Below are 14,563 nucleotides of genomic sequence, written 5' to 3'. Positions count from 1 at the left end.
TCATAATCTCTATCTTATTTATACTTGGTGTCTTTTCACTTATCAACTTTCCCACCATCTCTTTCAATCTCAGCTATTGTTGTCTTTCCCCTCAGGACTGAGGCTATTGCAGCTAAGAAGCACAGTATAGCACTTATGTAGAACGCTTCTCTTAAAGCTGATAAGAATGAAGGGGCTATTGCTGTTGGGAACCATGCATGCTGTTCCATTATGGCTACAGCCTGAGGGGGTATACTTGCATAGATCTGGGGAGGTAAAGAGGATAATATAGTTTTAACGGGATCATATCCCAGAAACGCTGAAAATAATGCACCTGTAACAGGTATATTTTGCACGTAACCAGATAATTGAGGTGCTCCTGCTTGAGATACAGCATTAGCTAAGGCTGATGGTAAGCTTGAGCTCAATGCTATTATAACTATTGTGAAGAATATGGTTATGCTTACAGTCTGCCCTATATTCTGAATCGTTGCCCTCATTCCTGATGCTACGCCCCTATATTTAGGTTGTACACTGTTCATTATAGATGCTGTGTTTGGAGAGGCAAACATTCCGTTTCCTAAGCCCATGAAGAATATGATTGCAGCGAACTCAGGATAACTGAAGTTATATGGAAGAGTGGTTAACATTAGGAACCCTACACCTACAATCACCATCCCAAGTGTAGCTAACAGTTTCGCACCGTATTTATCAGACAACCAACCACTTATTGGTCCCATTGATACGAACCCTACCATTAGTGGTATCATATATATTCCAGCCCAGAAGGGTGTCTCCTCATAACTATAACCGTGTATAGGCAACCATATCCCTTGGAGAAATATAACTAACATAATTGTTAGACCACCATAAGCTATTGATCTCAGTAGGCTAGCGAAATTTCCAGCTGCAAACATCCTAATTTTGAACAATTCTAACCTAAACATTGGGTATTGAACCTTTCTTTCCACATATATAAACGCACCAATCAGAGCAAATCCAACGACTAGTCCTGTAATCACATATGGATTTCCCCAGCCTAGCTGAGAACTACCATATGGCAATAGACCATAAGTGACTGCAACTAGTATAGATATTAAACCTACAGCTAGAGATAAGTTACCTACCCAATCAATACTTTCATTTCTATTAGGCTTTGATACCTCCTTCAACTTAGTGTAACTCCATATTGTTCCCAGTATTCCCACTGGCACACTGACTAGAAACACTAATCTCCAGTTAATTACAGAAAGTACGCCTCCTAGTATTAAGCCTATCAATGACCCCCCTAAGAACGCTATCTGGTTAATACCTAGCGCTTTACCTCTTTCGTTATAAGGAAAGGCATCAGTTATTATTGCCGCACTATTCGAGAATAGAAAGGCACCACCTATACCTTGAATAACTCTGAAAATTATAAGCTCTAGTGCTCCCAAACTTCCTTGATTTGGTGTAATTGAAAGGAGTATTGAACCTATGGTAAATATTAGGAAACCTAAGTTGTATAATCTCACCCTTCCGTAAATGTCTGATAGTTTTCCGAAGGAAACGAGGAATGTGGCTGTGACTACGTTATATCCCATCAATATCCACAGGAGAAACTGAAAGGAATCAAAGGGATTAACGTTGATACCCCTGAAGATTGCCGGTAACGAAATTATGGTTATACTACCGTTTATGGAAGCCATTAACACTCCGATTGTGGTATTACTTAGAGCTATCCACTTATACTGCATAAGTAAAAGCCAAATCATTTAAAGTTTAAATATTTAACTCTTAAGTATTTTAGGCAACTTAAGGTAACTAAGAACGTCTATTTTTGTAAATCAATGAGGTATTGAAAGTTATAGGATTTGAATATAACTAACTTTATAACTCGCTTATATGAAACCTAATTTATGGAAAAAATAGTAAAATCAGTTGATGCCTCGAAGTGGACTACCGTTCACACTCTAATGTTTGCGTCAGTTGCCGTAGGTTATTTCATGTGGGGTGTTATATCCTCTATAGCCCCGTTACTTTATCCCAATATAAACAGCGTTCTGTTTTTACTCACACCCACTCTTGCGGCTTTGGCAGGAAACCTAATCCTATCCTTCTTCTCAGACAGAAAGTTAGGGAGGAAAGTAACATTCTTCATAACTATGACTCTTTACTCAGTAGGGACAATTTTAATTATTCTTGCTTCTGTACTGTCTGGATTTAACACAACTAGTTTAGCGCAATTTCCATATATTCTACTGATCGTGATAGGCATAATACTTGGTGAATTTGGGGTCGAAGGCGAGGTTCCTGTTATGTTGTCATATAGTGCAGAGATGATGCCCATAAATTATAGAGACAGTATCTTAATATTAGGACCAAATTTCGACAACATCGGGGCTACTGTAGCTGCTCTTATAGGTTACTTGACATTCAGCCTTTCTAACTCATTTATGATTGAGCTCCTCGCTGTATCCTTAGTTGCTGTCTTAGGTATTGTGTTTGCTATTGTAATAAGGTTTCTCTTACCTGAGTCAGTTAGGTGGCTTGTAACTAAAGGGGATTTGGGTAAAGCTGAGAAAGAGGCTAGTAAGGTAGCTAAAGAAACTAGGGAATTAGATATTCAAGTTCAGGTTAAGGATAACACCAACTTGACCTTCAGGTACATAATTTTGGTTGTCTTAGGTGTAGCACAATATCTCACTTACGGTCTAATGGCGTTTACTGTTGCTGATTATTACTTCTCGAGTTCACAAACACCTTTCATAATATTCATAGCTAATTTAGGCGCATCAGTCTCAGGCTTCTTAGCAACTCTGGTTGTGAGGAGGATTAACACAAGAATGTTCTCCATGATATCCTATCTGGGCGGTACATTGAGTATGATACCAATAGTATTACTTACCATGAACTTTAACATTCAAATTTTCTTTGTTCTTCTGTTTGTAAATATGTTGTTTAGTGAGTTCAGTTGGGCAGTGAGAACTGTATATGAGCCTGTATTAATGCCCAGTAATGTGAGGGCATTCATGATAGGACTCATAAGGATATTTCCAATTACCGCCTATGGGATTTCTCTCGTTGTTACATCATCATTTTCACTCGTAGATTATCTGATCCTCAATTTCGCTCTCTGGCTTATGGGTGGTATAGTTAGTGTAATCTGGTATATTAAAGGAGTAGACACTTACAGGGTTCCACTGGAAAAACTAGAGAAAAAATGAAAGAGTATGTGTTTTAAGATATCATTCTTTTTTCCTTTTTAGCTTCTCCATCCAAATGAGCCTATAGGAGTAGGCTGATTACTACTGTATTGGAATGGCGTTAGTGGGGATACTTGATACGCGTACTGACCAGCGAAAAGTATATCCTCCCTAGTGAAGAATCCTGAGACTAAAGCTAATATCGCTACGACAAGTATTATTATTTTCAAGTAGTTAGGAAAGTCAATAGGTGAAGGACTTGGAGAATGTGAGTTAGTTTTCCTCAACATTCTCCACATCATTAGATTACCTACACCAGGCACTACAAATGTCAATCCGAGTAATACTAGGTCTATTACAAACGTTACTCCCGATATTAGGTAGTTATAGGCTACTTCATCGAATACGTAAACGAAATTGACATTTGCCATGAATAGGAACCACGTTGCTAGCTCAGCTACTGCAGAATAAGCTAAAAGTTTAGCCGTGAGCCTTCTAGCCCTAATTCCCTCTTCTCCCTTTGTCACAAGACTTATTATATAACTCCAAGCACTACCACCTACTATACCTGATGCTAAGAAAAGTGCAGGAAGACCTCCGTTATTCCAGAAGGGTACACCAGTTGCTGCAGATAGTTCAAAACCACTATAAGTTGTGGAAAAAATGCCTGCCAAGAGCCCTAAAATTGCAAATACCCATGTGGCAACAACATTTTTCACATCAAGTACCTTAATAGCCATAAAAATCAACGAGAAAACTAGAAGTCCTCCCACGAATTCAATACCTCTAGCCATCCACGAATTCAAAAGAGCTCCGAATGCATTTGCAGGGGCATAGAACCCTCTTATAGGTACTCCTAAATGTATATCAAACGCAACCAGAGATAGGACAGCAAATATAAATACGAAGATTGAGTTCCTCTTTACCAAATTAGGATATCTCCCTGTGAATTCTAGGATTGAAGTTATAGCCATCAACATTCCTGCGAGTCCAGTGAAATAGAGTGCTATTGCAACTGTTACATCCCATTCAGGATATTGGTTAATCTGCAACAGTGGTGAGTTTATTCCAAAATTAGTACCTGGAGCTGGTGCAGTGAACAGACCCATTGTATGTAAGTATAATTATTATAATAAATAAACCTTAATTTCATTTTATTGATATTACTAGTCATTCATATTTTCTCCACTGAGTATATTAAATACGATAAAACCTGCGTTCTTCACGAGTGTTACCGTGTTTATTAGTTCGTTTTTACTTAAGTCCTCTTGATATAGTAGTTTAGCAATCTGAATTGCAGTTGGTTTCTCTGGTGGCATAACGTAAAATTCCACATTTAGCCTAGCCAACTCTACACCGATCTCCCTCAACACTTTCTTATTAAGTTTAGGTGGGTCAACCTCTATTGCCATGGTCACGATGTAGTACTTCGAAAAGGCTGTGGGTCTTATTATAGACACTATGGCGGAATTTGCAGTTGGTGGAGATATATTTACGTGAAAGTGTAACCCTTGCTGTTTTTCCTCCTTTACCTTCATTCCCAACTCCTTAAATATTTCCACGACCTCTGAATCGGATATCAAATCACTTACACCTCAGTGAGGAATCACCAATTTTGGAGTCAACATAACTCTTTCCTGTCAGTTCAACGATCTTCTTAAGGTCCCTAACTCTTATTACGTCCACCAGGTTTACGGAATTTCCACCTTCACGATCTATCATGACTACCTTAAATTGATTTGACTTTGCATTATTAATTGAGATGGTATTGGAAGTTATGAAATAACCTGTTCCTCTTTGTATTCCAGTCATTCTGTATAAATATTCAAAAAATTTAGGGTTTGTGGTAAACACGCCCACATCTTCAGCAGAGACCACTCTGGTAATGAAACTGTCTAGGTTAAACCTGTTTAAGATCTCATAGGCTAACTTAGATGGGACATTTGTAGCTATGAATATCCTTCCCCTATAGGAGAGCTCCTCTAGGAGATAAGCATCAGAGTTCACAGTCATGTTTGTAGGATCAATTTCAACTTTGAAATAATTAGATCCCTCGATCTGCTTCAGGATATCCTTTAGATTAGGGGCTCTTATCAACGTGTTAAGCAAAGTTATAACGAAGTTCATTTTTTGCTCAACCCCAATGTCCTTTCAACCCACTTTTTACTCATGTTCTTCTGTTTGCAATCGTTACACACGTCTACATAGTCTTCAATGTCATTTATTCCTGAACTCATCAAAATCTCACCTACTCTGTTTTTCACCTTGATTGAATCTAGTGGCTTCCCACAGTATTTGCATTTACCTACTGTTGCCGAGACCACTGATCTGTTACCCAGTTCCTTTATTTTAACTGATCCCATCAGTGTTATCGCCCCCTCAGGACAATTTCTGACACACCTCTGCGAACCTATGCAATATGATAAATCATGATATAGTGTTGTACTGTTGGAGGTATTTTTAATGTCAAATACCAACATTTGACAAGATCTTACACAAACTCCACAAAGAACGCATTTATCAGGATCTACTACCACCTTAAACACTCCAGGTATCTCGTCTTCCTCGTTTAGCTTCGACTGTGATCTGAACTGAGAGATGGACCACAATAGTAAATTCCTCCTCCTGCTTCTCGATAAAACTATGTCCTGGGGTATCTCATTCCTAGTCAATATGGTGGAATCCCTGACGATATTTCTCAATACGTCCTCTAATTCATTTAGATCCTCCACATAAGGGAACCATATTTCGGTTCCGGGGAATCTCTTGATAGCAACCTCTGCCCTTATTTTTGCCCTATCTCTCAGTTCACAAGAGCTGTCAGGGGAGTATAGTACGGGGTAAAAACCAGAGACCAGGATTGCTGTTAGAAAAGAGTCGTGAACTGATGAGACACAGGGAGATATAAGAGGATATATATATGCCTCCCTCAGCTTTGGTATATCTGTAATCCTGTTGCACGTGATCAGGACTATACCAGGCTTATCCTTAGGGGCATAATTACTCAGTGTGTTAATAAATGCAATGACTTGGTCTGTACTGAAGTTAGGCATTTCCAGGTAACCTAAAAATGACATACCTGAGCAAAATCCACAGGAAGTACACTTGTCAGGATCAGAAACTTGTGGACCCTCAGGGGTCTTCACCACTAATTCACAAAGTGATGAGAGGTATTTCATCTCCCTCTCAAAGGATATCTCCTGGGAAAGTACAGGGTAAGGTTTATAATAATACAATTTTCTCCTTAAGAGCGACCTTCTAGTTAAGTTCTTGTTTCGTAGTGGTTGAACTCTCCTTGCCAGGAAGGAGAGGGAAGCTTTGCTTAGGTAAGCTAGTATTAGGGCTTTTGCTTGCTCCCTTGACTGTAACCAGTTAATGTCTAACACTTCCACTGACAAAGGGTGTATATTGGTTAACTCGTCTATGTTACTCAAAAAGTCCTTAATATCCCTGTTTTCGCTCTCACTAACTACCACTAGTGCATTTACCCCATTCTCTTTCAAGTCTTTCTCCATGAAGTCACCATATTCAGCTACATATGCGATTTCTCCATCATTAAATATACTAACTAAAAGTTCGTCTCCTAGCATTTCTCTAGCCTTCTTAGACACTATTAGCCCAACATTTAGCCTTATTATTGACAAGCAATATCTAGTTTCAGAGACGCTTAACCGGAAAATAATGATTCTTTTCAAAAAACTGAAATTATTTCTGTCCACACATATTTCTTAAGGACTCATAGAACTCCCTTATCACATCGTTATTGGGATCAAGGCTTAAAGCCTTCTCAGAATCACTTACGGCTTTTTCACACTCTCCTGTCATGTACTCTGAGAAGGCAAGAAGATAATAATTTTCAGCGGTGGGTCTTATGGATACAGATATTTTGAACTCGCTTAGTGCCAACTTGTAGAAATGGGTCTCCAGATAGATCTTACCCTTGAGGGTGTGTAGTGTCTCGTCCTTGTTGTTGTACTCTAAAGCCCTATTTATCTCCTTAAGTGCATCTAGGAATTTTCCTGTCAAGTAGAAGCATTGAGCACGTAATAACCTACTTTCAACATCATCAGGCTTCATCTTTATCACGTAGGTGAGAACTTCAAAAGCCTCCTCATATTCCTGCATTTCGAACAGTATCCTAGCCTTTAGTTTATTATAATCATAGGAATAAGGTAGAATTGAAAGAGCATTATTTACCTCGTCCAATGCATTAACAAGGTCATTATAAGTGAAATAAAGTAAGGCTAACTCATAATACATGTAGTGGGCATAGGGAAATCTGTTTATGCCCTCTTTAAGTTCTCTTATAGCCTCTTCACTTTTTCCCATCTCAAGATAGGCTTTGCTCCTCAAGATGTAGGCTTCAGGTAAGCTCAAATTACCTAAGATGTTCAATGCCTCAGGGTAATTCCCTTTCTCAATTAGTCTCTCAGCTTCATATATTGGATCCTCTTCTCCTTCCGTGTCCACGATTTATGATCACCAATATGAAGTTAAAAATAATTTTTCCTTAATTACTAAAATTTGATCTGAAAACTCTTAAGCCGAGGCTAAGAGCTTTATCAACTACCCTGTCTACACCAATCTTGTTTCCCAGTATGACCACTGAAAATGGACTCGCAAAAGGATTTTTTGTGAAGTTTTTTGTTAACTCGAAAATGTTTTTATCATGAACTATGATAGTTTTTATCTTCAGCGTTTTCAATCTCTCGATAGAGTCCTGGCTCATGCCAATATCCTCAACATATGCAAGGTTATTCTCGTTCTCTATTACCACCTCACCGAGTTCCCTGTAAACTTTTGAACTAATTTCGAGAATCTTCTCCTTTTCTCTCCTAACATAGGACTCATCTAAAGTAAGTCTCCCCATCACAAACCTATTGTAGAGAGAGATAAATGCTAACTCACCTAGAGGCTGTATTATGCAATAGTCACTGGGTTCAAACTTTCCAAGCTTCGCAATGCCCTCACCTAAGCCCCATCCAAATAAGATGTCCTCTCTTTTGAAATAAAGGTTATCTACAGCTCCCTTAACCACTATGGGATTTAACACTAGACCTCTCAACAGACCGTCGTAAATTTCAGATTCAGGGGGAAAAGTTATATCAACAATACGCAGTGTGGACGCTGAGACCAGAGCCTCTCCATTTAACTTTACGCTTCTCTCTATTATGACTTCAAGTTTTGGAGAGAAGTAATGTATGTTTATTTTGCTCCTCTTCTCTATTGGTTTACTTGACTTAATGAAAAATAGGCTTACTTCTTCACCTTTCTCTCCATGGTAAATCTCAAATTGTTCGCTCAGCTCGCATGTACCTAAAATAGTAGAAGGACTAAAACCTAGTGCCAAGTAGTCATTGAGGTAATTCAGCATTTTTGACACTGAGATACTTTGATATCTCGGGACAATAATACCTTAATTTTATACCATCTATCTTGCACTTTGCTGCAAGTACATAAGGTTTTCCACTATTGTCATATGAGATAATTGCCTTACATCTGTTCCTCAGGTTTATTGACGGGAAAAAGTTTATCAAAATATTTGCTATAACCTCTTTCGTCTCCTCCTTTAGCTCATCAAGTCTACTGTATAACATTGTGGCGATAGTTACAGGCTGATTAAAACATATGACAAACGGTGATAGGTTCATATTCTTCAAAACTTTATCTACATCTTCTAGGAAATACTTGAGTTTCTCCTCATCGCCATCATAGTTCCACAACTTCTTTAGAACTGACAAACATCTTCTCTTCACATTGCCCTTAGATGTGTTTAAGTAGAGTATTATGGCACCCCTAGCTGTTATTGAAAACCCCCTTTTATCCTCCCTCTTGACTAAGCCTAATCCCACTAGCCTGTTGAATGTCCTCCACGCTGTCGCATTTGATACCCCTGTAAGCTTGGAGAAACGATATGAAGTGAGCTGAATGTATAAAATTAACTCCTCCAACACTAGTATGTCATTCGGTTCTAATCTTATCATTATTTTAAATTGTAAGCACTTAATCTTAAATATTTATACTACTATAAATTTCATCAAAAAATAATGATAAATTATATGTGAGCTTATTTGTTCAAAAGTTTATCGTGGTTGTGGTAATGAATAAGTATAGTAAATATGAACATTCAGTCATATCTTCAAATTGAAGTGAATACTTAAAAAAACTTTATTAAAAATTTAATTAATGAGTCAATTAAAGCTAAGTAGGAGAGACTTTCTAAAAATAAGTGGATTTGCTGGTTTAGGTACTGCAGTTTTCCTTGGTACTCCATCAGTTGTAGATAAAATATTTAGACCACTTGCCGACACAACTAGCTACACACTAAACTATCCATCTGACGAAGTAGTGTACACTAACTGTTTCCAGTGTTTAGGTAGATGTGCAATTCAGGTAGTTAGAACTCCAGAGGGATATCCTAGGTTCGTTACAGGGACTATTGGATGGCACATAAATGATGGCGGAGTTTGTCCTAGAGGAGCAGCTGATGTGTATTACTACTTCGTTCCTTCAAGGCTAAGGTATCCTCTATTGAGGGCTGGACCTAGAGGGTCAGGTAAATGGATTGCCATTGACTATGATACTGCTTATGATATCCTTGTGAATGGTGCCAATGCGAGCTCTTGGTCGAAGTTAGGTTTGAACCCGGGAAGTTTAGGTATAGGTGACTTTCCCGGTCTATTAAAGATCAGGCAAACTAATCCCCATTCATTTGTCTTATTTACTGGAAGGGATCAGTTGATCCCTGGAATAACAGCAGGTTTCTTCGCTGCTAATTTTGGCACTGCTAATTCTGGTGCACACGGAGGATTTTGTTCAATGAATGTCTACTCAGCAGGAGTTTATGTTACTGGTGCGCCAGTGTGGGAATATGCAGGACCTGATGAGACGAGAGCCCAATACTTCATTTTAGCCGGTCTTGCTGGGGATCACTTCCCTAATTGGATGAGGAGAATTATAGCTAGGATAAGGGAAAATGGCGGCAAAGTCTTAACCATAGCCCCTGAGAGATTTGGCTTCTACAGTGTCTCGGATGAGCATCTGTATGTAAATCCAGCTACAGACGGAGCCTTGTTCATGGGATGGATAAGGGTTTTGTTAGATTTCCACTATTACGTATATAAGGTTTCCAATGGGAAGACAGTCTTAAATCCTATTACCTTAAAACAAGTTTCTTCATATTACAGTGGGACAGGACAACTACTTTTCCAGACTGTTGCGCCTAACGGTCAAGTGGTGCCTCTTCCTCAATTTGGCGAAATACCAGATACCGCCAATTTCCCTCATATAGACGAGGAGTTCTTGAGGTATTATACAAATTTATCCTGGCTAGTAATATTAAATCCCAATCCTCAGTATGGAGACCCATTAGACCCCTCAGACCCTAATGCGAGCAATAATACAGGTTTACATGTTAGAATGCCAGTGAAAAACAGCCTCTATTCCACCTCACAGAAGATTACTGCAACAACGTCCTCAGGCGGTACTGTTTCCTTTACTTTCTCTGCTTCGAAATGGCTAGAGGCTGTATTGGGAAGTGATGGCAATGTTTACTCTTATGTCGATATACCATGGCAAAACGGTGTTATGCCCATCTTGACCCTAGACGAGTTACCTTCAAGTATGATCAGTAATTTAGTTCAAGTCCCCTATAAATTAAGGAATGGTCAAACAATAAAGATTCCAGCAATTCAGGTAACTGTGCCTGCATCACCCAGTAGCAGTAATACCATAACCTTGACTGTTACAACAGGGTTTGAACTTCTGAGAGCTGAGTTGATTAACTATGATCCCTATACCTCACCAGATCAAACGGCTCAATACGGTGCCATAAATGTTTCTAATCTTACTGGAATACCAGAGTACACTGTAGTTAGGATCGCAAATGAACTAGCAGTTGTTGCATTTCAGAAGGCTATTCAGCAACCTGTAAAGTGGGTTGATTACCTAGGAAGGTATCATGAGTCAGTTACAGGTAGACCTGTTTCCATTTACTTTATGAGAGGGCTAGCAGCACATGGTAATGGATTCCAATCTGCTGCTTCAGCTTACTACTTAGTATTAATGTTAGGTGCTTGGGACAATCCAGGGGCTAATGGGTATAAATATCCATATCCTCACTACTTCCCTGGTCACGGAGTACCACCACATCCTTTAGCTAATACCCCATCGATAGATCCTGATCTTGCATCCTTAGGCGTAAAACCACAGGCAGGTGGTAGGGCAGGTTTTCTCAAGAACGAATTAATACATAACGATGGAACAGTTGAAATCACCAGTGTGTCAGTGATAGCTACGGGTCCCTATGGTTTCCCTGATGGTCCAGATGACTTGGTAGTTTATAAAACAAGTAGACCTCTACTGGTTGACCGTGGTTATAGTTGGGAATTACCACTTACTACGCAGAGATCTTACTCGGCAGTCTCATACACTGCGTACATGATGAATAAGTATGCTAGTAAAGGTATAATACCATATAATGTCCAGGCTATGATGTGGTACCTAACCTCGCCACATTGGAATAACGCTTACACATTAAGTGATGTATTACAAAAGGTTACAGAGACGGATTCGAACGGAAACTATATTATACCATTCACTGCAACTATTGACCTCTTTATGCACGAGAACGATAATGTTGTAGATTTAGTTATTCCCGACTTGTCATTCCTAGAGGTATATGGTTTTCACTCAACGTTTGATAGACCTACTACTTTACCAAGTGGACCCTCTGATTCCTTGAACTGGCCTTCACTTCCATCTTTATACCCTGTACTAAGTGCGGGTGATTTTCTACTTACACTCCTATGGTTAGTTAGAGGGTATCCAAACCAAAAATCCAATCCCAACTTATCTATTAGTCCCACTAACAACCCACATTATACCACCCAGGATCCAGTAACAGGTCTACCACTTGTTAGCCCAGTCACAATACATGACCCTATCACGGGGCAACAAATATTTTCTCAAGGTCAACCAGGCTTAATATCCTCAGGAATTTACATCCTAAAATCAGGGACTTTAATAGCGGGATATGGTAACAACTTTGAGTATATATTGAAAAATGATGCTGAAGCGCAAACTCCAAATCCCCAACAGCTTAAGCTATATGCCTCATTTGTTCCAAATGGTTCTGACCAAAATACAGTCATAAGCCAGATTACCTCTCAAGTGCCTAGTGGTTCAACGTTCTCTACAGCAACCACTTACACCATAGGTGCAAGTAACAGAAATGGTGGAATTGAGGATTACTTCAGACTACCTGTAAAGTTCCAACCGTTACTCCAGAACATGTTACAAAGTATAATAAATAACTTCGCAAACGGAAAAATGACATTAAATGACATAAATCCAGGAGTAGTAAAGGTAGGTAAGGGAGGCGCAGTATACGTACTTCCACCTTCAATAAGATACATGAGAAATGTCAATATGTTCTACTTTAGAGGATGGGGAGCGTACATGCCAGGAGGCTATGGTAATATTGGGTTACCCTATATTCACAGGGTATATCTTGAATATTTGCAGAAATTTAGACTTGCTGCGGCCGGAAAATGGACAGGTTATAACGCGGCGTATTACTATTATTACAAGTTAACAAACAACTCTAAGTTCCTCGTTCCATCCACACTGCCTAATGATAGTTACGGTAATGCTCTTAGGAAGAACATATTGGATTACTTCAAACCTTTTGGAGGGTATTACCCCACTCCAACATGGAAGTCTGATATTACTCAAGATGGTATAGACCTCTCCCAATATCCATTGACATTCTTTGTGAGGAGACATGACAGAGCATATCACTCCTGGTCTTACACTACTCCATGGTTGACAGCTATTATACCTTATACCCCAATGGTCCTAAGTTCGGCAGACCCCTATGTTAACTCAATGGGTATAAACAATGGAGATTTTGTCACTTTCCAGGCTGTAAACGAGCCCAAGAGTGGGGGACTAACAACTCAGCTCACTGCATTAGTGTTCCTGGATGAGGCAACTAGACCAGGTTCAGCATGGGTGATAGTATCCTCTCAGGCATTACCAGGTTTCAGGAGTCAAACTCAGGACTCTCCTCAGGTGAAATACAGTATATTAAACAATTGGGCTTCCGTAGCATACATGCCTCCCTCTAGAGGAGGGTCACTAGACCCTAACGTGGACAATGCATTTCCCATATTAAACTTAGACCCTATAACAGGACAGACAGCATGGCATGATGCCAGAATAAAGATAGTGGGAAAGGCTAGTACAAATAAGGTCAGCGTGTCTGCAAGTACTTTCATTTATATGGGGCAGGACTTCAGTAACCAGGATATAATAAGCATAATAGTCTCTCAGATAGGCGGACAAATAAGTGTAAGCAATTCCCCAGTTGCACCTGCCTTTGCACAAGCAGTTGATATACCCTACTTACGTTTCAATGCTAACTCAATGCAGAACACAGAAATATGGAGCTTTATATCCCCTGGCTCTTTAGCCCAAAATGGCTACGTGATTGATAATTATAAGTTGAGGTATGGTTATGCATCAGAACAAGTCTCCCCATGAGGTGAAGTAATATGTCCTCCACAAATAATACACAACCCCAAAAGATAACCCTAGACATGTATCAAAACGGAGTTGAATATAGGTTACCGTTTAAACCATCTAAGAACTTTGCAATAATTACGGATCTAAATAAGTGCTTTGGCTGTGCAGGTTGCCAGATGTCGTGTAAAGAGTGGAACACATCAGGTATGTTCGGACCATTACCTGATCTTAACCCCTATGGAGACCTAGATGTAATGTTCTGGCTGAGAGTGCTAAACGTTGAAGTGGGGAATTGGCCTCAAACCAAGGTTTATAATATACCAATAAACTGCTTCCACTGCATGAATGCCCCTTGTGTACCTGTATGTCCAGTGGGGGCAACTTTCAAGAGAGTTGAAGACGGTATAGTTCTTGTCGACTATAACAAGTGCATAGGTTGTAAGTACTGCATTTATGGATGCCCTTATGGTAACAGGTTCTTTGATCCAGTTCAAGGAGTGGTGAAAAAGTGTACGCATTGTTTTGATAGACTATATGATCCAACCATACCACCAGAGGAGAGAATTCCAGCATGTATTCACGGATGTATGGTTCAGGCTAGAATCTGGGCAAATATATTGGATCCAACAGATCCAGGAACTATATTGTTTGTGGATAAAGGTGGATTTGTGATGGGACCTGAGACTGGAGCAAATCCAGCTAGCGGTTACTTACCATGGAGAAGTGATTATGCAGGCAATGATGATGTAGAGTTATTATCCCAGGAAGAATACTTTAACGTCTGGACTGCAACAGGTGTAGTCCAATTGGGGTCACAGGGAACCAACAGCACAACAACTCAGAGCAATAACTCTGGTAGTTAAGATGTTTTC

Annotated in this window: 11 protein-coding genes; 3 read left to right on the top strand and 8 right to left on the bottom strand. The window is 39.5% G+C overall.

Annotated elements, in window-relative coordinates; genetic code table 11:
- Positions 1–35 precede the first annotated feature (35 nt).
- Positions 36–1,715 (bottom strand): MFS transporter, encoded by a 1,680-nt coding sequence (locus SUSAZ_09615; protein AHC52131.1) that lies wholly within the window; start codon positions 1,713–1,715, stop codon positions 36–38.
- Between the two features lie 162 nt (positions 1,716–1,877).
- On the opposite strand from SUSAZ_09615, the gene SUSAZ_09610 reads away from it, so the two are divergent.
- Positions 1,878–3,185 carry an MFS transporter gene (locus SUSAZ_09610; protein AHC52130.1) on the top strand — a complete coding sequence of 436 codons (1,308 nt, stop codon included), beginning with the start codon at positions 1,878–1,880 and terminating at the stop codon, positions 3,183–3,185.
- A gap of 38 nt (positions 3,186–3,223) precedes the next feature.
- Here the strand turns inward: SUSAZ_09610 and SUSAZ_09605 are convergent, their stop codons facing one another.
- The 7 genes from SUSAZ_09605 to SUSAZ_09575 form a co-directional block, all read right to left on the bottom strand.
- Entirely contained in the window at positions 3,224–4,273 is a 1,050-nt protein-coding gene (locus SUSAZ_09605) for a polysulfide reductase NrfD (protein AHC52129.1), read from the bottom strand.
- Between the two features lie 57 nt (positions 4,274–4,330).
- Positions 4,331–4,747: a hypothetical protein gene (locus SUSAZ_09600; GenBank protein ID AHC52128.1), complete on the bottom strand. Its 417-nt coding sequence runs from the start codon at positions 4,745–4,747 to the stop codon at positions 4,331–4,333.
- 1 nt (position 4,748) lies between these two features.
- A complete protein-coding gene (locus SUSAZ_09595) occupies positions 4,749–5,261 on the bottom strand; it encodes a hypothetical protein (GenBank protein AHC52626.1) in 513 nt (170 codons plus the stop codon).
- 26 nt (positions 5,262–5,287) lie between these two features.
- Positions 5,288–6,808 carry a 4Fe-4S ferredoxin gene (locus SUSAZ_09590; protein AHC52127.1) on the bottom strand — a complete coding sequence of 507 codons (1,521 nt, stop codon included), beginning with the start codon at positions 6,806–6,808 and terminating at the stop codon, positions 5,288–5,290.
- 61 nt (positions 6,809–6,869) lie between these two features.
- Positions 6,870–7,634: a hypothetical protein gene (locus SUSAZ_09585; GenBank protein ID AHC52126.1), complete on the bottom strand. Its 765-nt coding sequence runs from the start codon at positions 7,632–7,634 to the stop codon at positions 6,870–6,872.
- 40 nt (positions 7,635–7,674) lie between these two features.
- Positions 7,675–8,538, bottom strand: a complete 864-nt coding sequence (locus tag SUSAZ_09580; protein ID AHC52625.1) for a hypothetical protein — start codon at positions 8,536–8,538, stop codon at positions 7,675–7,677.
- Positions 8,519–9,148, bottom strand: a complete 630-nt coding sequence (locus SUSAZ_09575; protein AHC52125.1) for a hypothetical protein — start codon at positions 9,146–9,148, stop codon at positions 8,519–8,521. The genes SUSAZ_09580 and SUSAZ_09575 overlap by 20 nt, the downstream gene beginning before the upstream one ends.
- A 202-nt stretch (positions 9,149–9,350) precedes the next feature.
- Between SUSAZ_09575 and SUSAZ_09570 the strand changes: the two genes are divergently transcribed.
- A complete protein-coding gene (locus SUSAZ_09570) occupies positions 9,351–13,709 on the top strand; it encodes an oxidoreductase (GenBank protein ID AHC52124.1) in 4,359 nt (1,452 codons plus the stop codon).
- Positions 13,710–13,720: 11 nt separating this feature from the next.
- Positions 13,721–14,554, top strand: coding sequence for a 4Fe-4S ferredoxin (locus tag SUSAZ_09565; GenBank protein AHC52123.1), 834 nt, complete (start codon positions 13,721–13,723; stop codon positions 14,552–14,554).
- Positions 14,555–14,563 lie beyond the last annotated feature (9 nt).

The organism is Sulfolobus acidocaldarius SUSAZ, from assembly GCA_000508305.1.
Classification (GTDB): Archaea; Thermoproteota; Thermoprotei_A; order Sulfolobales; family Sulfolobaceae; genus Sulfolobus; species Sulfolobus acidocaldarius_A.
This window is presented reverse-complemented; position numbering and strand designations above follow the sequence as displayed.